Source organism: Halocynthiibacter styelae (genome assembly GCF_016123485.1).
Taxonomy (GTDB): domain Bacteria; phylum Pseudomonadota; class Alphaproteobacteria; order Rhodobacterales; family Rhodobacteraceae; genus Halocynthiibacter; species Halocynthiibacter styelae.
Genome location: NZ_JADCKQ010000003.1, coordinates 285,103 through 307,204, shown reverse-complemented (window position 1 = coordinate 307,204; position 22,102 = coordinate 285,103). Strand labels below are relative to the sequence as shown.

At 52.8% G+C, this 22,102-nt stretch carries 16 protein-coding genes and 1 tRNA gene; 7 read left to right on the top strand and 10 right to left on the bottom strand.

Going from position 1 to position 22,102, the window contains the following annotated elements:
- Positions 1 to 11: 11 nt before the first annotated feature.
- Positions 12 to 881 (bottom strand): LysR substrate-binding domain-containing protein, encoded by an 870-nt coding sequence (locus H1D41_RS06030; protein ID WP_267473599.1) that lies wholly within the window; start codon positions 879 to 881, stop codon positions 12 to 14.
- A 132-nt stretch (positions 882 to 1,013) separates the two neighbouring features.
- Here H1D41_RS06030 and H1D41_RS06025 point away from each other — a divergent pair, with 132 nt between their 5' ends.
- The 4 genes from H1D41_RS06025 to H1D41_RS06010 all read left to right on the top strand — a co-directional run bounded on the left by H1D41_RS06025 (position 1,014) and on the right by H1D41_RS06010 (position 5,469).
- On the top strand, positions 1,014 to 1,979 hold the full coding sequence (locus H1D41_RS06025; RefSeq protein ID WP_228848034.1) for an NAD(P)-dependent oxidoreductase: 966 nt from the start codon (positions 1,014 to 1,016) through the stop codon (positions 1,977 to 1,979).
- A 17-nt stretch (positions 1,980 to 1,996) separates the two neighbouring features.
- Positions 1,997 to 2,833, top strand: a complete 837-nt coding sequence (locus tag H1D41_RS06020; RefSeq protein WP_228848033.1) for a 3-methyl-2-oxobutanoate hydroxymethyltransferase — start codon at positions 1,997 to 1,999, stop codon at positions 2,831 to 2,833.
- A gap of 93 nt (positions 2,834 to 2,926) precedes the next feature.
- Positions 2,927 to 3,973, top strand: coding sequence for a sterol desaturase family protein (locus H1D41_RS06015; RefSeq protein ID WP_228848032.1), 1,047 nt, complete (start codon positions 2,927 to 2,929; stop codon positions 3,971 to 3,973).
- Between the two features lie 71 nt (positions 3,974 to 4,044).
- The gene (locus H1D41_RS06010; protein ID WP_228848031.1) at positions 4,045 to 5,469 is read left to right on the top strand and encodes an aldehyde dehydrogenase family protein; all 1,425 of its coding nucleotides are present in this window, start codon (positions 4,045 to 4,047) and stop codon (positions 5,467 to 5,469) included.
- A gap of 981 nt (positions 5,470 to 6,450) precedes the next feature.
- On the opposite strand, the gene H1D41_RS06005 is transcribed toward H1D41_RS06010, so the two are convergent.
- The 6 genes from H1D41_RS06005 to H1D41_RS05980 form a co-directional block, all read right to left on the bottom strand.
- Positions 6,451 to 8,283, bottom strand: coding sequence for a BCCT family transporter (locus H1D41_RS06005; RefSeq protein WP_228848030.1), 1,833 nt, complete (start codon positions 8,281 to 8,283; stop codon positions 6,451 to 6,453).
- 91 nt (positions 8,284 to 8,374) lie between these two features.
- Positions 8,375 to 9,385, bottom strand: coding sequence for an Ldh family oxidoreductase (locus H1D41_RS06000; RefSeq protein ID WP_228848029.1), 1,011 nt, complete (start codon positions 9,383 to 9,385; stop codon positions 8,375 to 8,377).
- A 14-nt stretch (positions 9,386 to 9,399) separates the two neighbouring features.
- On the bottom strand, positions 9,400 to 10,041 hold the full coding sequence (locus H1D41_RS05995; protein WP_228848028.1) for a DUF3726 domain-containing protein: 642 nt from the start codon (positions 10,039 to 10,041) through the stop codon (positions 9,400 to 9,402).
- A complete protein-coding gene (locus H1D41_RS05990) occupies positions 10,038 to 11,732 on the bottom strand; it encodes a hypothetical protein (protein WP_228848027.1) in 1,695 nt (564 codons plus the stop codon). The genes H1D41_RS05995 and H1D41_RS05990 overlap by 4 nt, the downstream gene beginning before the upstream one ends.
- Positions 11,733 to 11,735: 3 nt before the next feature.
- Positions 11,736 to 12,710: a membrane dipeptidase gene (locus H1D41_RS05985; RefSeq protein WP_228848081.1), complete on the bottom strand. Its 975-nt coding sequence runs from the start codon at positions 12,708 to 12,710 to the stop codon at positions 11,736 to 11,738.
- An 11-nt stretch (positions 12,711 to 12,721) separates the two neighbouring features.
- Entirely contained in the window at positions 12,722 to 14,173 is a 1,452-nt protein-coding gene (locus H1D41_RS05980; protein ID WP_107495056.1) for an aldehyde dehydrogenase family protein, read from the bottom strand.
- 114 nt (positions 14,174 to 14,287) lie between these two features.
- On the opposite strand from H1D41_RS05980, the gene H1D41_RS05975 reads away from it, so the two are divergent.
- A complete protein-coding gene (locus H1D41_RS05975) occupies positions 14,288 to 15,196 on the top strand; it encodes a LysR family transcriptional regulator (protein ID WP_228848026.1) in 909 nt (302 codons plus the stop codon).
- Entirely contained in the window at positions 15,181 to 16,179 is a 999-nt protein-coding gene (locus tag H1D41_RS05970; RefSeq protein WP_228848025.1) for a GlxA family transcriptional regulator, read from the top strand. Before H1D41_RS05975 ends, H1D41_RS05970 begins: the two co-directional genes overlap by 16 nt.
- Before the next feature lie 40 nt (positions 16,180 to 16,219).
- Here H1D41_RS05970 and H1D41_RS05965 read toward each other — a convergent pair whose 3' ends face one another.
- Entirely contained in the window at positions 16,220 to 16,708 is a 489-nt protein-coding gene (locus H1D41_RS05965; RefSeq protein ID WP_228848024.1) for an RNA-directed DNA polymerase, read from the bottom strand.
- 524 nt (positions 16,709 to 17,232) lie between these two features.
- Here H1D41_RS05965 and H1D41_RS05960 point away from each other — a divergent pair.
- Positions 17,233 to 17,322: transfer RNA gene (locus tag H1D41_RS05960), tRNA-Ser, on the top strand.
- Between the two features lie 326 nt (positions 17,323 to 17,648).
- Here H1D41_RS05960 and H1D41_RS05955 read toward each other — a convergent pair.
- On the bottom strand, positions 17,649 to 19,058 hold the full coding sequence (locus H1D41_RS05955) for a hypothetical protein (RefSeq protein ID WP_228848023.1): 1,410 nt from the start codon (positions 19,056 to 19,058) through the stop codon (positions 17,649 to 17,651).
- 122 nt (positions 19,059 to 19,180) lie between these two features.
- Entirely contained in the window at positions 19,181 to 21,913 is a 2,733-nt protein-coding gene (locus H1D41_RS05950; protein ID WP_228848080.1) for a UvrD-helicase domain-containing protein, read from the bottom strand.
- Positions 21,914 to 22,102 lie beyond the last annotated feature (189 nt).

Here is a 22,102-nt window from a genome sequence, read left to right as displayed (position 1 = left end):
AGCCTGCGGTTTCATTCAGCGAATACCGTTTCAAGCCAGGCCTCAAAAAACTGTCTGGCGATGTTGTTTGAATTCAAATTCTGCCCCGCAACAATGTGATGCGCCTGTTCAATCGGCATCGGCTTTCCGGCAATTGCAATGGATCTGCCGCTTTCTATTGCTGTGTTTGCAAAGCGTTCCAAAACAACGGAATACCCACCTCCGGCGGCAACAATATCTATCGCGGCGATGGTTGTATCGACAGAATATGTGGGGGTGACTTCGGCCGGTTGTTCCCTGAATTTGGTAACATATCTTTGCCACATGTCCTGAAACCCTAAGATCTGAACAAATGGTAAATCGGTAAAAGCATCTGAGGATGCCATGTGGGATTTCGGCGCGATCGGGACGATTCTTTCCGTTGAAATAGCCTTCGCCGTTCCGCGGTTCCAATCATCCACGCCCAGGCGCAGCTCAACATCGACGTCTTCTTTACCGGCGGATTCAGCCCAGATATTGGAAACCAGCCTGACCGATACTTCGGGATATTTCCGGGCAAATTCCGGCAATCTCGGCGCCAGAAACAATGCAGAGGTCGAAATCGGCACCCGCACGGTCAACTCTTGCAGGTGGGTCACGCCAAAAAGGCTGTTGGTCGACAGGTCAATTTCAGTCAGGGCGCGGCGAATTGAAAACGCATAGGCCTGTCCGACTTCCGTCAGGCTCAGCTTACGTGCGGCGCGTGTAAAAAGCTTGCACCCCAGATCTGTTTCCAGCGACCGGACATGCAGGCTAAGCGCAGTCTGTGTGACACCCAGCTCCTGCGCCGCCGTCGTAAAGCTCATGTGTCGTGCTGCACATTCAAAGGACCGCAGCCAGATCAAATTTGGTAGTTTGGGCATTTTATCACCAAAAATAATTGACCATATTTCTCCTTTTTATTCGTTTTACTTAAGCCACGCAATGTTCTTTGTTTGACCAATCAACGCAAAATATAAGCCCTTTTGGCTTACAACAGGACAGGGAACGCGCATATGAAAGTTGGATTTATTGGCCTTGGCAATGTCGGCGGCAAACTGAGCGGCAGTTTGCTGCGCAACGGGGTGGACCTGACAGTACATGACCTGAACGAAGACCTGGTTGCAGGTTTTGTCGAACGCGGTGCCAAATCCGCCGAAAACCCGGCGCAACTGATGCGTGACTGCGACGCGGTTATCACCTGCCTGCCCTCCCCTGCGGCGTCGGATGCTGTGATGCAACAGATGTTGCCCGAAGTGACAGCAGGTAAAATCTGGATGGAAATGTCCACCACCGACGAAGAAGAAGTCAAACGTCTGGGCGCGATGGTGATGGACGCAGGCGGCACGGCTGTCGATTGCCCGGTTTCTGGTGGCTGCCACCGGGCGGATACCGGCAATATTTCGATCTTTGCGGGCTGTGATCGCGCCACGTTTGACCGCATCCTACCCTTCCTGACCACCATGGGCCGCCGCATTCTGCACACGGGCGATCTGGGGTCTGCGTCGGTTCTGAAGGTTGTGACCAACTATCTGGCGACCGCGAACCTTGTGACCTGCTGTGAAGCCCTTGTGACTGCAAAAGCCGCAGGTATGGACCTGAACACGACTTATGAGGCGATGAAAATTTCCTCTGGCACGTCCTTTGTCCATGAAACCGAAAGCCAGGTCATCCTGAACGGGTCACGCGATATTTCCTTTACCATGGACCTTGTGAAAAAGGACGCAGGCCTGTTCCAGCAGGTTGCAGACCGTCACAATGTTCCGCTGGAAATTTCACCTATGCTGGTGCAGATTTTTGAAGACGGTATCGAACGTTACGGCGAGCGTTGCTATTCTCCGAACATCATCAAACGTCTGGAAGAGGCGACAGGCCTGGATATTCTTGCGCCAGGTTTCCCTGCCGAAATGCTGGACGATGAACCGGAAGAATCCGGTTATGAAGTGATCCCTCAGGGGTCTGACCGCGCGACTGTGGCATAATCAGGAAGGCGGTTGCGATGAAACGTATTTACACATATGGCGGAATGCCCGCGACGCGCAATCTGACGGTTGCAGATATTAAAGCGGGCAAAGGCAAGCGCAAATTTGTCCAGACCACCGCTGTAAATCGAACCGAAGCGGCCGCCGCCCAGAATGCCGGAATTGATCACCTTTCAATTGTTGATCATGACCTGGCAGAAGTGCGTGCCGGCGCGCCCGACACGTTCACAACCGCCGCCCTGATGGCCAGTGATTATGAAACCCATCAGGATATCCTGCGCGCTGGCATTCGTGCCGCCGCCGCTGGTGCGGACGCGGTCTATACGCTGCGCAGTTTTAAGGCTGTCGAATTGCTGGCGGACGAAGGGCTTGCTGTGCAGGGGCATCTTGGCCTTGTGCCGCGCCTGTCCACCAATATCGGCGGTCTGCGCGCCTATGGCCGCACGGCGGATGAAGCCCTGCAACTGGCCGAAGATCTCCGCCGCCTTGAAGACGCCGGGGCTTATGCGGTTGAACTTGAATGTGTCGCCAGCGAAGTCATTGCCGAACTCAGCCCGCGCACCGGTTTGATCACCCATTCGATCGGATCAGGGGATGCGGCGGATGTGATCTTTCTGTTTCAGGACGATGCCAGCGGCGACACAGAAAACGCCCCCCGTCATGCCAAAGCGTTTGCCGATATGGCAGCGGCGCGCGCCACATTAGAAGCCGAACGCATGAAAGGCCTGACGGCCTATCGCGCGGCGGTGCTGGATGGCAGTTATCCGGATGGCGCGACGTCCATCGCGATGAAACCAGGCGAACATGACAAGCTGCGCGAGGCGCTGGATAAACGCCGCCCCTTCCACGCGTAATATTCATGTTCCGCAAAGCATCACGCAAATACCCCTATGAGCCCCCGCCAGTTTTTTCGCTGAAGCCAACAGATTTTCAGAAAAGGACAGGACATGACGACAGCGAACACAGACCCGGAAGAGCACCCAAAAACCGAACCCGCCCCCATGAGCCGCGAATGGCACTGGCATCCGGAATTGCCGGTGAAATTCGCACCCTACTGGGCCTGGCCGCCAAAATTCGGCGTGCTTGGAAAATGGGCCTGGCAGAACTGGCTGCAATTTTCAGACCGCTCAATTTTTCTGCTGCTTGCGTTTCTTATCGCATTCCTGATGCAACCCGTTGGTCCGGATCAGACCAGTTTCTCTTTTGCATGGCTGGCGCATGTTTTTGTGCGCAACTGGCTGTTGTTGCTGATTGTCGCAGGCGGGCTGCATCTTTGGTTTTATGGCGTCGACGGACAAGGCAAACTGCTGAAATACGATCCAAGACCATATCTGAAACGCAAAAACGCGCTGTTCAAATTTGGCTATCAGACCTGGGATAACGTTTATTATTCGATGGTGTTTGGCGCGACGTTCTTGTCGGTGCTCGAATCCTTTCTGCGTTGGATGTATGCAAATGAGTTCATCCAAACGCTTAGTTTTTCGGCGCATCCCATCTGGTTTATTGCCCTGTTTCCGCTGTTGGCACTGTGGCAAAGCATGCATTTTTATCTTGTGCATCTGCTGCTGCATCAGCCGTTCATCTACAAACATGTTCACGCCGTCCATCATCGCAACGTAAACACCGGCCCCTGGTCTGGCATGTCGATGCACCCGGTTGAGGCGTTTGGCTATCTCAGTGCGCTTTTGATTATGCTGATCCTGCCCAGCCATCCGGTCCACATGCTGTTCCTTGGGTATTGGTTGATGCTTGGCGCCGCCAGCTCACATTCCGGATACGAAGCGATCTGGGCCAAAGATCGTCAGGCCTTACTGTTGGGTGCGTTTTTTCATCAACTGCATCACCGGTATTACGAATGCAATTATGGCAACGCGGAAATGCCCTGGGACAAGTGGTTTGGCACCTATCACGACGGATCGGAAGACGCCACAAAGCGCACCCGCAATCGCAAGCGCGAAATGCATGCAAAAGGCAAAGTCCATGCATCCAAATGACACATGCGCAGAGGTTCTGACATCAGGCGCCCTGCCCCTTTGCATCTGTTGGTTTCACCGGAGGAAATAAAATGCGTGATCTTCGTAAATTCTATATCGACGGAAAATGGGTTACCCCGGCCTCAGCTGCTGAATTCCCCATCCTGAACCCCGCAACAGAACAGCAGATCGGCACAATCATCCTGGGGAATCAGGCCGATGTTGATCATGCGGTCACCGCGGCAAAGGCTGCTTTTGCAAGCTACTCTCAGACCTCCAAAGAAGAACGCCTGTCTCTTCTGCGCGCGCTTCTTGCTGAAACAAAAAACCGGTTTGAAGATCTCGCCCAGGCCATGAGCCTTGAGATGGGGGCACCCATTTCTATGTCTCGTGACGCACAGGCCGATGCAGCAGTGGGCCATCTGGACGCTTTCATCAGCGCACTTGAACATCAGGTTGAACGTGAAACCCTGGACAATGGCGACATCCTGCTGCGCGAAGCTGTTGGTGTCTGTGGTCTGATTACGCCCTGGAACTGGCCAATGAACCAGATTGTTCTGAAGGTGGTGCCTGCGCTTGCTGCGGGCTGCACCTGTGTTTTAAAACCCTCGGAACACACGCCAATCTCTGCCGCGATTTACGCAGAAATCATTGATGCGGCGGGGTTTCCTGCCGGTGTGTTTAACCTTGTGCATGGGGATGGTCCGACCGTAGGCGCTGCCATGTCCCGACATCAGGACATCAACATGATGTCTTTCACCGGCTCAACCCGTGCAGGTGTTGCATTGACCAAAGATGCTGCAGAAACGGTCAAACGCGTGACGCTGGAACTTGGTGGAAAATCCCCCAATCTGATCTTCGCCGATTGCGATCTGAAAGACCGTGTGACGGCATCGGTGCAGGAATGTTTTTACAACACCGGCCAGTCCTGCGATGCTCCGACGCGTCTGCTGGTTGAACGATCCTGTTACGATGCTGTCGTCGAAATCGCCACACGGGCCGCCAACGCGCATGAGGTCGGCGACCCTTCGCAAGAGGGCGATCACCTGGGCCCGCTGTTTGATCGCATTCAGTACGACCGCGTTCAGATGATGATCCGGGCCGGCATTGATGAAGGCGCCAGACTGGTGGCCGGCGGCCCGGGCAAGCCCGAAGGGTTTGACACCGGCTGGTTTGTCCGCCCGACGCTGTTTGCCGATGTCAGAAATGATATGCGTATCGCCCAAGAGGAAATATTTGGCCCCGTTCTTGTGATCATTCCTTTTGAGGACGAAGCCGAAGGCATCGCAATTGCCAATGACACGCCTTACGGTCTGGCGGCCTATCTGCAAACCGGTGATCCCCTGCGCGCGGAACGGGTCGCCGGCCAGTTGCGGGCGGGTGCCGTGCATATCAATGGTGGCGGTTTCAATTATGGGTCGCCCTTTGGCGGATATAAAATGTCGGGCAACGGTCGCGAAGGCGGCACAATCGGGATCGAAGATTTCCAGGAAGTAAAGACCCTGCATTTCGGGTAATCTGACCCCGTGGCGCAAAACCAAAGCGCCAGGGGCCGCGGGTTCTAAATGGGGTTTGTTGAAGGGCGCGCTCGCGCTTTTTGGTCTTACCGTTCTTGCGCCGGTCAAATTAGCCGAAGGCAAAACGGAGACTGATCTTGAGCAGCTTCGACGATTTTCCAAAGGGACTTTGTCTCACATGAGGCGGGCGTTCCGCGCCGCGAACTGGTACATAAACCCGACGGAACATATCTCAATATCGTGCAGTTCCGAAGTCATGACGATTATCTGGACGTGGTTCAAAAAGAGTTGGATATCAATATCTCGCCTGAAACACACTGAACGAGGCTTTGCGGTTCTACTTTTGGGCCGTAAACCGCGCAGCAACCGACTTTCTTTCTGCGACAGAAAGTGTCCGCTCATCTGACTCCAGGCAACCCGACGGTCGCGCAAATTCAGTTATTGGCCGGTTCTACATGTATATTGATCAGCACTTGGGCGATCAAAGCCTAAACCCAGAAAAAGTTTCCGAGGCCCATGGTATCTCTGTCAGATATTTGCATCTGTTGTTCAGTGAGACTCCCTACACATTTTTAAATTATCTGAATACACAGCGAATCTTGTGTATACTCATTTTACGAGATATTCTCTCGCATCCTTTTCAATGGAAAATGATCAGCTGTCACATTCTGACCTTTGAGGGTTCTGGGCAAAACCTCCTGTAGCAGCTTCACCAACGGCTGAGACGGCATGTCGTCATCAACACCCTGGCGTCAGCGACCTTCATGGTTCGTCACCAAGGGTTACCTCTGGCTTTAATTGTTACATCAGAGTTCACTTCCAATGCTAAAACTTCACGACGTACTTCCCGCTGATGGCCCTGGTTGAGTGCTTAGCAATCGATGCAGTGCCCCTGAGACGTTTCTCTTGAATAGACTAATTTGACGTCGGGGAATGGATCAGCAGAGCATATGCGCGTCTCTGCTGATCCCGGTTTTTCATTTACTCAGCAGGTGTGACCTGTGTGCCCTCATTCCGGCGTTTGTTGTCATTATACAACGCCTTTGTCAGGGACACACACATCAGCCCCATGACCATGGTGAACGGCAGGGCACCAATGATCATCGCGCTTTTCAGTGCTTCCATCGGATCCACTTCGCCATTGGCTTTACCCGCCACAAGCAATGTCCCCATCACAAGCGTCAGGATCAGACCCCAGACGATCCGGTGTTTTACCCCGGCCTGGGTTTCCCCACCGGACATAATCGTGTTCATCACGAGAATACCAGAGTCAGCGGAAGTCACGAGGAAGGTCAGGATCAACACCACACACATCACAGTGATCAGCGTCAGGAAACCTCCGGAAATGATATGTTCCAGAGTCACAAACAGCTTGGACGACTGAGACGCTGCGATAATTGCACCATCGGCAACCCCGGAAATTTCCAGATCAATCGCGGTTGCGCCCAGAATGGTCATCCATGCGAAGCACACTGCGGTTGGTGCAAACACACAGCCGATGATGAATTCACGGATGGTACGACCTTTAGAAATGCGCGCAAGGAACAGGCCCACGAAAGGTGAGAATGCAATCCACCACGCCCAGTAGAAGGTTGTCCAGCCTGCCTGCCAGCTGAATTGGCGACCTGCATTACCAGCGTCATAAACAGCAGCCAGGGTTGTATCATCCAGTTCAGCAGCCGCACCGGTCAACCCGGATTTAAAGCCGTCAAAGCTGCCCCATGCGTTGGTCGCACCCCCGATAAGGTCGTCGGCCAGCGGCTGCGCTGCTTCTGGCAGTGCTGCTGCAAATGCCGCAGGATCCTGCGGGCTCCATGCACCAAAGCTGATTTGCACAAAATGCAGAATGTAATCCACAAGTGCAGAAGCATAGGTTGTCATCGCGAAGATGAAGGACCCGAAAATCACAAAGGTCAGCAGCAGGATAACTGACAGAACCAGGTTCAGGTTCGACAGGATCTTAACGCCTTTATCGACACCGGTTACTGCAGAGACAATGGACAAGCCCATGATGACAAGCAGACCAGAAATCAGGCCAACGGTGCCGGGAACAGGTGCGTCACCGCCCATATCCATGATCCATTCCATACCGGTCACCGCGTAAACACCATCAATGAACTGACTGACGCCAAAGCCGATGGTGACAGACACACCAAGGATGGTTGCTACGATACCCAGAACATCCACAATATGGCCCATGAAACCGTTGATGTATTTACCAAACAGCGGTGTCAGGGCAGAACGGATGGTCAAAGGCAGACCACGCGTATAGGCGTAGTAGGCAAGGGACAAGCCTGTCACCACATAGATCGCCCAGGCGTGAATGCCATAGTGAGCAAAGGTATAGCGGTAACCTGACTGCACGGATTCGGGCGTGTTTCCAACAACCTCACCGGCAACGATGACAGGGTTTGACCCCCAGAGGCCAAGAGGCTCAGCTGTGGCGAAGACCATAAGCCCCACACCAAGACCGGCGCCAAACATCATGGAGAACCAGGAGAAGTTTGAAAACTCCGGTTTCTCACCTTCGCGGCCCATGCGGATCTTGCCGGTTTGCGGCAAAGCAGCCAACACAAACAGGAAGAAGGCAAAGAAGCCCGTAATGATGATATAGAAGGCGTTGAACTCCCCCAGAATTTTCCAGTTCAGGCTGCCCAGAACGCCATTGGCATTGGCTGGCCAGACTAAGGCCCAGATCACCAGCGTCGCCATGACGGCCTTACTGATCAGAGCGATGGGGATGCTATACCCCTCATAAAATCCTGAATCTGACGTTTTAATGTCAAGATCCGTAAATGGTGCTTTGGTTGACATGATGTCTCCTCCCTGTTCGCACTGTTCCCCTTTGGACAGATGCCCTGGATCAGGGACGCAGCCCCTGACCCTTTTCATTCCCCTCAGAACATCAGCCGATAATGGCGGTGATCCGATCGAGTGTGGCCACATTGACGGCCACCCCTTCTGTTTGTGCACGTGCACGTTTTGACTTGCGCCCGTCACCCGGCAGGCGGGCATTTTCCTGATCGCGGATGGAAGCAGTCAGTGCTGCAAGACGTGCGCCGAACTCATTGCCTGAGGTCACGCCCGGATCGATCGCAAGAAAGAACTGACCGGTTTTTGGCGGGCCACCTGCAGTACCTGAGAACGGCGATGCTTCTGTTCCCAGGGTCGCACCGGTCATGGCCGCGGCCATCATTTCAGTCATCAACGCGATACCCACACCTTTGTAACCGCCGGACGGTGCCATTGATCCCTTCAGGCCGACTTCGGGGTCGGTGGTGGGGTTGCCGTCAGCATCCAGCGCCCAGCCTTCCGGAATGGCTTTGCCTTCGCGCGCATGTTTCATCACTTCTGATTTCGCGATGGTGCTGGCACTTTGATCAATCAGGACTTCTGCCTGGCCATCAGCCCCTGGGGCCGCGATAGAAAATGGATTTGTCCCAACCACAGGTTTTGCACCGCCAGAAGGTGCAATAGAGGCCGGCGCATTGGTAAAACCAATACCCATCAGACCAGCTTCTGCCAGGCGTGCGGTGTGAATGCCAAGAACACCACAGTTATAGCTGTTGCGGATCGCCAGCGCTGCCACACCCTGTTCACGGGCCAGCGGGATCAGTTTATCAAAACCCGCATCAATCGCGGAATGCGCAAAGCCTGTCGCCGCATCGGCGTTGATCACGCCCGGGCGCGGCTGGCTGAGAACGGGTTTCGCCTGACCATCAACCTTGCCGCACTGCACATGTTCCGCATAAATCGGGATATAAGCCAGGCCATGACTGGCAACACCGTCAGCCTCAGTAGAAGCCGTGGCAACCGCCAGAGGGCGGGCGTTTGCTTCTGATGTACCGGCAGCAACAAGAGCGCGGAAAGCGATATCTTCGATTTCAGCAAGTGTGAGGATTTTGGTTTCAGTCATGTCATACGTCCTGATTAATCATTGTCAGACAGCCCGGCCCCGGCCCCGGCAAGGCGCGATGCTTCGGTCGCCGGGGCGTAGGTTTTATGGGCATAGGTATTAAGAGTGTCCCAGGCTTCGGGGGCGGGTGTGGCGCGGCTGTCCTGGGAAAGGGTTTTGCCGGAAAAATCACCGATACGGATCACAACATCGGCGGATTTCACTTGCAAAAAACCTTCACCTGACAGCGCAAGTTCGTTTCCATCTGTGGATCCTGCTCCGGCATCACATTCCAGGGTCAGCGTGCAGCCCAGTTGCGCTGCTGCGGACGCCAGGAAGGGAAGCAATAAGAGCGGGAAAGACAGATTTCGCATGGTAATCGGGGCATCTTTCAGCGCCACAGCACAGTCGGATAAAGTGGCACCAGACAATAAAGGACAAAGAGGCCCGCCATCCGCAGTCTGCCACAAACCCGTCGTCGCGACAGGTCGCAGATCCTGTTCCCCTTTGCCGGCATTCTGTCTTAGTAAAGCTGACAGAACACCTGCCCCGTCAATCCTGTTCCGACACAGCCAGCAAGTTGCTTTCGCGGCCTCCTCTGCAGTGCCCCAGCTCATGCCTGCGCCACGCACGGCACGTTTGGCAAGAGCTTCGACTTCATTCAGCGCATAGCTCATGTTCGGCCCTCCCCATCAGGATACACCCAGAAATCGGCATTCTCATTGGTCAGCTCTTCCGGGTAAGGCGCGTTGCCGAACATGCAGATCCGTACCCAACGATCAGACCGTGGGTCAAAATGCGTCGCGCCAAAGGTCGCAAGCTTATAGCGCAGCATATCGATGGGCATCATGTCAGCGCAGATCGTATTGTCCTGAATTTCGCTGTAAGGCGCACAGGCATTGATCTGGACACGGCGGATGCTGTGGCGGTGTTCCGGGTGTTTCAGCAGGAATTCTGCAATCGGTGTTGAGGCATCCCAGGTTTTAAGGTTCTCGAAGGCCCGTGCCACATCCCGCCCCGGCGCAAGCGGTTGTTCGTAATCTGCGATGGGTTCTTCAAACCGTTCACCCAATCGCGGTTCCAGCTTTTCTTCGGATACATACCAGGCACGGGCACAATTTTCCTGTGCGGACCAGTCGGTTTCCAACGCCCAACCATAAGTTCCGCGCATAAGGTCGCGAAGGGCTGCAACAGACATGGAACCGAGAATACGGAAAGCATCAGGCCGGTGGTCGGACATGGCAGACGACAGATTATCGACCAGATCACCGTATGGTTCCAGGATCAGCGATGCGATCAACTCCTGCCCTTCTTCAGACAGTGCCTCACTGGTCCAGTTCAGCAGGCGATCCCATGGGGCGTCTGCCGTAAGATCGTCATTGTTCAGCCTGCTCGCAATCTGATCAAGATCAGCTTTCAGTGCGTCCAGCTTTTTGATCTGGACCGGATGTTCCGAGCGCCACGCTTTAACAAGCACCTGCACACGGGCAAAAAGGCTGCGAAACAGGTTTGCTTGTGCCTCAGTGACAGTGTTCAGACTGCGCACACGGGCAATTGCTTCTTCACGGGCCGCGACCCAGTTGTTCAACAACACCGGGTGATTGATCAAAAAGGGTGCCATACCAAGACCGGTTGAATTCCCAATGCCAAGGCCATGCGCAATTTCTGGTGCAAGTTCTGTCGCCTGATCACCACCACGAGCATGCGCCAGGTGGTTGATCATATCGCGCACAAAAGCCCGGGTCAGGAAGACAGACAGCATTTCAGCCTGGAACGGCGCGTCAAATTCCGGCCGGTCGGCAATGGTTTCATGATCCGCCGCGCCCAGTTTACCCGATCCATAAACAGCGGTTGTGCGCATGAGATACCCGACAGAGGCAACCTTCGCCGCATCCGGCTGTTCCCCTTTGGACAGCGCATCCACCATATATTCCCACAAACGAACAGAGCGGTTCGCACGGGACACAGACAGTGATTTTTCATTCACACGCCCGGCTTCCTGATAGGGAACATTCTTTGACAGGCGTTCAATGTCTTCCGCCGTGGGCATCCCGTCAAACAGGGTAAAGGTCGCATCCCAGGCAGTGGCAATCACGCGATCAGACCGCATTTCCGGTGGCAGATCATGTGCAAACGCCACAAGAGAATAGGTACGCACAGGGCCGGTCGCCGTATAGACGGCATGACCAACTCCCTTCGCATCCACATCAAAGACAGGTCGTGCAAAACTCCAGTTTTCTTTCGCCAGACGGCGTGTCAGCACCCGCATAAAGCTAAGACGGCACTGATGCATAGAACCAATGCGGTTCAGACGCATCACAAGGGCCGGGTCCCGCTGCGGGATGGAGTTTTGTACGGGTGTCTCCATGTTTTATCCTCGTGGACTGAAGTTTTCGGCGTAAAAATTATACCAGTTGCGGCCCATGATCCCGGCGACTTCATCCTCAGACAGACCTGTTGCAAGCAGGCCGTTTTCGATGTTGCCAAAGTCACGGTTGTCCCGGAACCAATGCGGCATATCGGGGAAACCGGGTGCGCTGGCAGAGCCTTCACCGTAATCGATTTCTTTGGTCCAGCGCCCGACACGCATCCATTCAACGATACTGTCTGGCTGGTCCTGGCACAGATCTGTCCCAATCCCGAGGTGTTCAGCGCCGAACTGTTCTGCGGTACGTGCGATCATCTCGCAAAAGCTTTCCAGCGTGCAATCGCCCTTGTCTTTCAGGTGATGCGGATAGACGGAAAACCCAAGCATGCCGCCGTTTTGCGTCACAGCCCGGATGACATCATCCTTCTTATTGCGCAGCGCCGGTGACCAGGAATGCGGGTTCGCATGTGTGATCGCGATGGGGCGTTCCGACAGGTCGGCCGCTTCAATCGTGGAACGATCCCCGGAATGGCTCATATCCACGACAAGGCCCACGCGGTTCATCTCTTTGATGACCTGCTTGCCCATCCGCGTGATGCCCATGTCCTCAGCTTCATAACAGCCCGTCGCCAGCAGCGATTGGTTGTTATAGGTCAGCTGCATGAAACGTGCGCCAAGGGTGTGAACGATTTCAACCAGACCAATGTCATCTTCAATCGGGCTTGGGTTTTGGAAGCCAAAGAACACAGCTGTGCGCCCGGTTTCACGTGCCACATCAATGTCTGATGCACCCTGACCTTTCATGATCAGGTCAGGGTATTGTTCAAACCAACGGTTCCATTTCTCGAAATTCAGAACCGTTTCACGAAAGTTCTCGTGGTATGCGATGGTGACGTGGATCGCATCCACGCCGCCTTCGCGCAACTGGCGGAAAATCTTTTCCGACCAGTTGGCATATTGCAGGTTATCGATACGCATCATGGGTCGCATCAGAACGGGGATCCGCTTGAGATATAAGCGGTTTTCACAGTGGTGTAGAATTCTGCCGCCGCTTTACCTTGCTCGCGTGGGCCGTAAGAACTGTCACCGCGACCGCCAAATGGCACGTGGTAATCGGTGCCTGCAGTTGGCAGGTTCACCATCACACAGCCGGTTTTTGCATTGCGGCGGAAGTGGTTTGCACGTGCCAGAGATTGCGTCACGATGCCAGATGTCAGGCCAAAGTTTGTGTCATTCACAACCGACAGCGCTTCTTCATAGCCATCGACTTTGATCACTGAGGCGAGCGGCGCGAACATCTCTTCACGGTTGATGCGCATGTCGTTGGTTGAGCCAACAAAAACACCTGGGTTCATATAGTAACCCTGGTGTGGCATCTCTAAACGCTGACCACCGCACAGCAGTTCTGCACCCTCAGATTTGCCAAGCTCAACATAAGCAAGGTTCTCTTTCAGCTGCTGTTCAGACACAACGGGGCCGATTTGCGTGCCCTCTTCCAACGCGTGGCCCACTTTCATAGCCTGCGCACCTGCCACCAGTTTTTCAACAAAGGCATCATGCACAGACGCGTGGACCACGAGTCGGGAGGAAGCTGTACACTTCTGACCAGTGCCACCAAAGGCACCACCCAAGGCAAGCGTAACTGCGAGATCAAGATCGGCATCATCCATAACCGCCAGAGCGTTTTTGGAACCCATTTCCATCTGAACCTTGGTCAGGTTCTGGATCGCTGCAGACGCAATGCCTTTGCCCACAGGCACGGAACCGGTGAAGGAAATCGCGTTCACTTTCGGGCTTTCGACCAGACGCTGACCAATTTCGCGACCTGCGCCCATCACAAGGCTGAACAGACCTTTCGGAATGTCCTGGCGGTTAATGATTTCGGTCAGGGCAACCGCAGAGGCAGGCGTCGCGTTCGCAGGTTTCCAGACAACCGCATTGCCATAGCAAAGCGCAGGTGCGATTTTCCAGGATGCAGTCGCTGTCGGGAAGTTCCAGGGGCTGATGATCGCAACGGTGCCAACCGCTTCGCGGCGCACGTCGATTTCAATATCAGGGCGCACAGAATCCGCATTTTCACCGATCTGACGCAGGGTTTCAGCGGCGTAATAGGTAAAGAACTGACCGGCGCGATAAACTTCACCTTTGCCTTCAGCGAAAGGTTTACCTTCTTCGCGCGCCAGCAATGTACCAAGCTCTTCGGCGCGTGACATCATCTCATTACCGATGGACATCAACACGTTGTATTTGCGTTCAATCCCGTAAGCTTCCCATTCGGCCTGGGCGATTTTCGCTTGATCCAGCGTCGCTTCCAGCTGATCCGCTGACGCCTGCGCAAACATCCCGATGAGATCAGACAGATCAGACGGGTTGCGGTTTTCAATCTCGCTGTCGCCTGCGGTCCAGGTACCTGCGATAAGGTTCAGTTTGGTGTCGGTCATCCGGGGTCTCCGCTTAGTTCTGCGTTCTGCGTGCAATTGCGCGATCATTATGGACAAGGGCATCAACTTCAGTCAAACTCAAACAAGTGAACTCAACTTCAGAAAAACTGAAATATGGCTGTGAAAATTGAAATGCTGCGCTGCTTTGCAGCCGTGGCGCGAACCGGGAAACTGTCAGATGCGGCGCGTCAACTGGGGCGCACGCCATCGGCTGTTTCCATGATGCTGAAGCAACTGGAAGATCACCTGGGCGAACCCCTGTTCAAAACAGATCGCAAGAACCGTCTGTCGGCCCTTGGAACCTTTGTTCTGGAACAGGCCGAACGGGAACTCTATCAGTTTGACAGCACAGTTCAGGCGATTGAAAGTTTCGCAAATGCCCGTCATGGACGTGTGCGCATCGCGGCTGTGCCTTCGGTTGCCTCTGCGATCATGCCTCGGGCAATATCTTGTTTTATCAATGAATTTCCCGGCGTTCAGATCGAATTGCGCGACATGGATTCCACCACTATTCTGCATGAATTGTCCCGCGGACGCATTGACATTGGCATCGCCTCCGCTGGCATAAGCGGCGGTGCCCTCTATCGTCAGGACCTGCTGTCAGACCGATTTGGCCTGGTCTGTCCTGTGGATCACACCCTTGCGACATCCAGCGCGCATCTGACATGGGAAGCCCTGCAGGATCATCAGTTCATCGCCAATGATCTGGCCCGACTAATCACGACACCCGCCTTTCAAAGCATCCATGAAAACGCCCTGCTGAGCGTCCATAACATCACATCCCTTCTGGCCATGGTGCGCGCGGGGCTGGGCATCACGATCCTGCCAGAAATGACCGTGAAAATGGCGGAAAGCCGTGATCTTGCCTTCCTTCCCCTGCCCGTTTCTTTGCCCCCGCGGCAAATTCACATGCTGCGAAAAGCGGATTCGCCCGCATCGCCTGCGGCACGTGAACTGGAAAATCAGATCTTTCGGACGGTCACAGAACTACAATCAGAGGCCCTCCCATGTCCGACACAGTAACCCTTGGCTTTCTCATTTTTCCGGACTTTCCCATGGCCTGCCTGACCTCGGCGATTGAGCCTCTGCGCGCGGCGAATGAAATCTCGGGCACTGAAACCTTTCGCTGGCATGTTCTGGGCGAAACCGGGGCGCCGGTCACCTCATCCGCCGGGGTGGTTTTTGCGCCCGATCGCGTGATGACGGACACAACAGATCTGGATCACATTTTTCTGACCTCAAGCCCCGCCGGGACATTTGCCAATGATGCCAAAGCGACGGCATTTCTGCAACGCCACCTGCGCGAAGGCCACTCCATCGGTGCGTTCAGCGGCGGGATCTTTCCCCTGGCCCGAACGGGGCTGATGAAAGGCCATCCGGTGTCCGTGCACTGGTGCTATGACGCTGCTTTTTCGGCTGAATTTCCCGACAGCACACCCGTTAAAACGGTGATCTGTGAGGGCGACCAGCGCCTGACTGTCGCGGGGGCAGCGGCGGTTTTCGACCTGATGTTAAGTCTGATCGAGAAAGCCCTGGGTGCGGAAATTATGACCGAAGTGGCCTGCTGGTTTCAGCATCCATTTGTACGCACGGGTGAGGTTTCGCAAAAGACCCCGTCCCTGACCACCGCGACCACAACAGACACGATGCCAAAGCAGGTCACAAAGGCGATTCAGATGTTTGCGGAACATGTTGAAGACCCGGTCCAGATCAGAGATGTGGCCGCAGCCGTCAATATGTCAACGCGCAGCCTGGAGCGTAGCTTTCGGCGCGCCACAGGCGAAAGTCCTCTGAAATACTACCGTCTTCTGCGTCTGAAACAAGCCCGGCAACTGGTGCTCTATTCCAGCGATACCATCACCGAGATTGCCTATTCCGTTGGCTATTCATCCACCTCCCCCATGCTGAACCACTATAAGGAAGTTTACGGCGTCTCACCGCAAGATGATCGGAAAAACCACAACAGTTTCCGCGTGACCGACGGCAGTTGCCTGCCATCAGTCTGATGTAAGCGTTGCAAGTGCCCCCCCTGCTTTGGATCTGACGCTATAAATAGAACTGAACAAACCCCTTGTTCTTCCTGCTTTCTCTTTTAGCTTTTTTCAGCAGCCGTTTTTCGAGAAGATATTGGCGTGCCGCACACTGATCTTCCTGTAACAACAACATAGCCAGCAGAAGCTCTTTGTAATTTGGGTCAACCACAATTCTGGAGGTCTCCGGTCCAATCGGAATACCAATGGTTCGATTGCGGTTGCATGCCCTTACCAACACATCCATCTGGTCAACAAACGACCCCTTATAGCACCCCATACCAGATTTGACCCGCTCTTTGCCATATGCGGCCCAAGGAATGGAGTGGGTGTATATGGAGGGGTAAAACCTGGTAATGTCGGTCCTCACCAACCAATCAGAAGTTGCTTTAATGTATGCCGTTTTCTCCCGGCAGATTGAAAAGTTAATCCCCTTTACCGATCTGTCGTATTCATCTGAAATTCGAATCTCATCCAGGGGGAGAATGTTTGCCTTGAAAACCACCGCTGGATAGCCCCCAGTTTTCGGCAATCTCAGAGGCGAGCAGTGCTTGGGGAACCGGATGGGTTATGTGCAAATAACGCCTCTCATAAGCACCCTTAGAAAGAGGATCATAGTGCACCAGCTCACGCTTCCGCACTGCTACATGAGCACCCTTGACCGGCTCCGTGAAGATGATCGAAGAACCTTAGGGGGTATCCATAGAATCTTGTGCGTCAATCAAATGGCTCAGCTTCTCTGTATGCATGTTTCTCAAAGCGCTCATTTATTGCAGCAAACAACCTCTCAAACCGGTCACACGAGCCCGAATGAATCAACAGCGCGAGACGATGCCAAGGCCGAACAGGATGAGAAAAAATGCATAAGGCCATGAAGAACAAGGGGTTAAGGTAAGCAAATGAGCGCCGACCTTCCTGTGTGAGCTAGGATATGTTCCGGAACTCTGCGTGGGGGAAATGATCGAAATACACAGAATATTTTCAATTTTCCGCTTGTTCCCAGGGGAACATATAGATAAACGGGTCAGCGGAGACGTGGCCGAGTGGTCGAAGGCGCTCCCCTGCTAAGGGAGTAGGCGAGGAATCGTCTCGAGGGTTCGAATCCCTTCGTCTCCGCCAGATATCTCATTTTATTGATAAATATTGTTTGTTTTCAGTATCTTGAGAATTTGGCGTTTAGCAGATTGTTTAGCAAAATGTTTAGCAAATTTAAGTTAGAGTGCATAAGAAGCCCTGCTGACGTTAATTAGTAATGCGCCTTGAGTTGTTGCATCGATAAGTGGCTAATTCCGAGCATCATAGCCATCGCTAGGCAAGAGTCATGCGATACAGCGTCTTACTCATTGATTCGCAGATGGTTGTTAGGTGTAGCTGACATGGTGAAGATCGTAGCGCCTCTTAGATGAACCTCATGTGTAATACACTATAAAGGCCGAAGGGGTCGCTTATCCTGTTGGAGACAAGTCTGACACAGCTATGACCTGCGATACGGACAGCGTCCCATCGTTTACCATTCCGGCCTTCAACTCAGATGCATCATCACCTTCCGCATCGCAATGTTGAACAGGAAACCAATCATCCAGCGCCTCGATGTATGCGAGAACATTTGTGTGGGCGCGGTTGTGGCTAAAACTCACTATTTCTTTACTCGCATCAATCCGACACGTACTCTTCAAGTATTGAACGAGGAAAAGCCCAATTTTTTCTGAGACCTCTGATCTGAATTTGGAGGTCCCCATAGCCATTTGCACGGTCCCTTGAATGTTCGGGTTCGTAACTTCGCCATAATATTCATCACATAGATAATACGCAAAATATGGGGTACCTGTCTGTGTGGGGAATGAAACCTCGAACACCTTGCCCTCAAGATGATCTTTCGGATAGCCTTTTACAGTGTCATCTGTGTACAGGATTTTCCCGTTTCGTGTGATTGAAACCACCACGGCAGTTTTCCCGAGGGTAGTTATGGTGCTGACAGGTTTCTTTTTAAAGATATTGAACAACTGATTTTCCTTTGGCGGTAGACTCTGATCGTGCTCTCCAGCAGCAGAAAGTGATAACCAATCAGCGGCTTCTCGAATGATGTGACTATTTGGTTCGGCATCCATAGTTGAATGCCCCGTTGCACCGTAATCGCGGTCCAAGAGACGTTGATGAATATCATACAACATATGTCGCCTTAGGTAACGCATCCTTTTTTCATCATATGCGCAAAGGAAACGATGTAGGATAGATTCAGCAACCAAATAAGCCTCATTGTCTACTTGCGCATCAACCATTTTACGAACAAAAGCGGCTGGATAGATATCCAAAAACTCGGCTACTTCTGGGTAAAGCGAGAGGTCATCAAAACGGGCAATGTTATCGACTTCGTTAAAGAAGTGGAACTGAACCAGCGGCGAGTTGTAAGGAACAAACCCGTCCGCTTTGACTTTGAATGAAGTGCAAAAAACCCGACGTGCAACGTACATGATATCGTCTTGCGTATCATAGTCCGCGATTAGTTTTTCACGTGTCCCATCACGATAAAGCTCCGTGAAAAATTGAACCGATTGTATTTCACCTTTTATTTCGTCAACGAACTCATTTCCTTGCTCCAAATCACAACGAAGAGCATTCTGGAAGTCGTTCAATGCATCATAGTGGCGCAACCGCTTCACTAGTATCCGCCCTCTATTAAGATAAGGGACGGGGTTAGGAAATGCTTCGATAGATTGGGTGTAAAACTTTTGAGCTTCGATGAAGTTATCACGATGTGCAGCGGCTACGCCTAATTCAAACAGTCGTTTACCTTCCGCGAAATCGCCACTTCTAGCTGGAGAAGGGGCGTTTTTCCTCAAAAATTTCTTAAACATAACATTTCCTTAATTGGAAGCCTACACTTGTGTAGCATTTGGCATAAAAGCTTGGGGAGGTGATTGTTTTATCAAAATGATAAAGGGCATTGGAAGCCAATCTTGGCGGAAGGTCAACCAAATCAAGTGGCTTTCGCCTTCCCCTTACAGCGAGGAAAACTCACGCATCCTAAGAAGCGGCCATACCGCCCCCGTCGCTCAACAAGCCAGCCGTTCTCACATTGCGGGCAACTCGGATATAGCGCACCACATGTGCACGTCTTCATCCCTGATTTATCTCGTTTTTCAGGCAAGCCACTCCCGCACTCTGAACAGGCATTCAGTGAATATCCGCAAAGCTCAGCGTGTTCACACCTGTACCAAGTACGCCCGTTTTTAGTTGGGAATGCCAAAAGTTGCCCTCCGCATTCGCCGCAAATGTGGTTCACCTCATCCAATGCTTCGCTGCCGGAAACGCCATATTCAGGATCGGCCAATAATTCCGTGACGAAAGCTGACTGCTTAGATGCAGACCCCATCAATGTCACAGTATGACGTGCACGGGTCAGAGCCACATACATGACACGGCGTTCTTCTGCATTCTCGAAGGGTTCGGCATCGGGTGACACCAAATTCAAAAGAGGGTCATCAACGATTTCGGAAGGAAACCCTGTTCGGCCTCGATAAAGGTTGAGCAGGATAACATGGTCAGCTTCCAACCCCTTAGACGAGTGAATCGTTCTGAATGATATATTCAGGCTGGGGAATTCACGACGCAGCTGCGCAAGGTTGGACGGAGCCAGATATCTGTATCGCCCCAGCAGCAGCACGGATTCTGGTTTTCTTTTTGATACAGCGATTTCATGCAGCGAACGCAATACCTGTTTGAGCTTTTCATCTGCGTCGTGACGGTAAGTAGAGACCACCCTCAGGGCTGGATGGTCTGCGGTTCCCGCAGGGATTACTGTCTTTTTCAACTGGACGGGGTTTTGAAGTACAAATTTCTTTGCGGCATAGGCAATCTGATCCACCGACCGAAAGGTTCGGCCAAGATCAACAACGCGGTGAACATCAGATCGCCCATCGAAAGCACCACCAAACTCCTGGCCGAAACCACGCATCAGATTGATGTCTGAACCCGCAAAGCGGTAGATCGATTGCCAGTCGTCACCTACAGCAAAAACCCTCGCATCGACATGCTGCGCTTTCAGAGCCTGCACCAAGCACCCACGACTGCGGGATATGTCCTGAAACTCATCCACCAATATGTGCTTAAATGGGCTGTGATATGCCCCGTTTTCCACGTAGTTGGACGCCCTCAGGATCATGTCTTCGAAATCGATGCGGCCATCCAGTCGTCTCTGGTACTCGGCGTAGAGGGGGGCAAAGACAGATAAGAATGCCGTAGCCCGTCTGCCCAACTTGAGCTTTCCTGCTTTGTTTTCACATTCGGCTAACTGGTATCCGCCACCTTTATAATGACGTAAGAATGTGCCGATAAGCTGAACAAAGCTGTCAGCTTGCTTCATTTCAACGACAATATCGAACAGGGTCTCCCGTGATCGGGGGTTGGGTGTTTCAAATGGTGCAATTTTCTCAGCCAAAGCTTCAAGCAGACGCCCATCTTCACGCTCATAGCTGAACGTCTCAATCAACGTTGTATCGTGTTCGCTGTGAATATCGCGTTTCCACGCCATACCTTCCAAGTATTCTTCACGGTCAACGAAGGGTGCTGTGGTCAGATGATAGGTGCCATCGTTTTTCTTGGTTCGTCGCACACCAAAATGTTCGATGTAGACACCGCTTTTCTTGAGACGGAAATCTGGGCAGTAATCACGGTAGCCGCCTTCGGATACTTTGTGTTCGTAATTGGGTTCGTATTCGTATTCGATCCCGTTTTCGAACAACCAGTTCGCGATCATCAACTCTTCGAAACTCTTGACCTGTTCCCCTTGAAGAGTTCGAAGGTCCATTTTTTCGACGTAGGTATAGTAGTCGTGCTTTTTCTTAAAATCCCATTCGGTCTTGCCTTCCAAGCGGGCGTGAGAAAACCATCCAATAATCGATTTGGATACCTCTGCTACCGTGTGGACAAGATAGCGCAAGATTTCTTTGATCAGTGCCATGAAGGCTTTGTCATCTGTCGCATGTGCCGCAAGGGCGGGTTTGCTTCCTTCAACCACCCCTATGATGTCATAGGCCAGCGAATGAAACGTTCGGGCTTCTAATGGTTCACCGCATCGTTCTTCGATCCGTTCTGACATTTCCTTGGCGGCGTCTCTGGCAAATGCAAGTAGCAGGATTTCTTCTGGTTGCCTGATGCCAGACTTGATTAGGTAGCCAGCTTTGGCAGTGATGACACTCGTTTTACCCGATCCTGCCCCAGCCAGCACAAGCGTCGCATCTTCGTCGGCAAGGATCGATATCCGCTGCTCTGGTGTCAGTGGGTTGCTTTCGAATGTGTCAAAGAAGTCGGCCCACTGGGGGAGTTGCTGCGTCTCAAATTTCTTGATTGCCTGATCACGCATGACAACAGCGTTTTGTACGAAATCCTGAATCGATTGAATTTGTTCGAAAACGCCTACGCCTATGGCTTCTTCTGGTAATTTCGTCAGGAGTTCGCTGTTAAGAGCTTTTGCCCTCACAAGGGTGGGCGAAAACAAATAGGCTGACGGATAACACGAAGGTTCCGACAATTTAGCAATGACACGTAGGATGTCATCAATGGTCGAGCGTTCTTTTTCAAACAGTGCTGTGTTGTGGGCGACCCAGTTGGATTGAACGCTTTCCTTGAATGAGATCGCATCACTATGCTTGGTTCCTCGGAGCGCAACACTCGTTCCGTCATCGATGGAAACATTCAAGGTGCTGCCCATGAAGCCTGTTTTGATTGATGGGGCGGTTTTTAGGCTGCCAATCTGAATACACCGATCACGCCGGGCAGCGACCAACAGTTCGTCATCCTGCAATTCTATGCTACGGGCATGTACCCCGAATGGGTTCAAGAGAAACCCTAGCAATGGCTTAGTTTTAATTCGTGTCAAAATACGTTCTCATTTTCATGT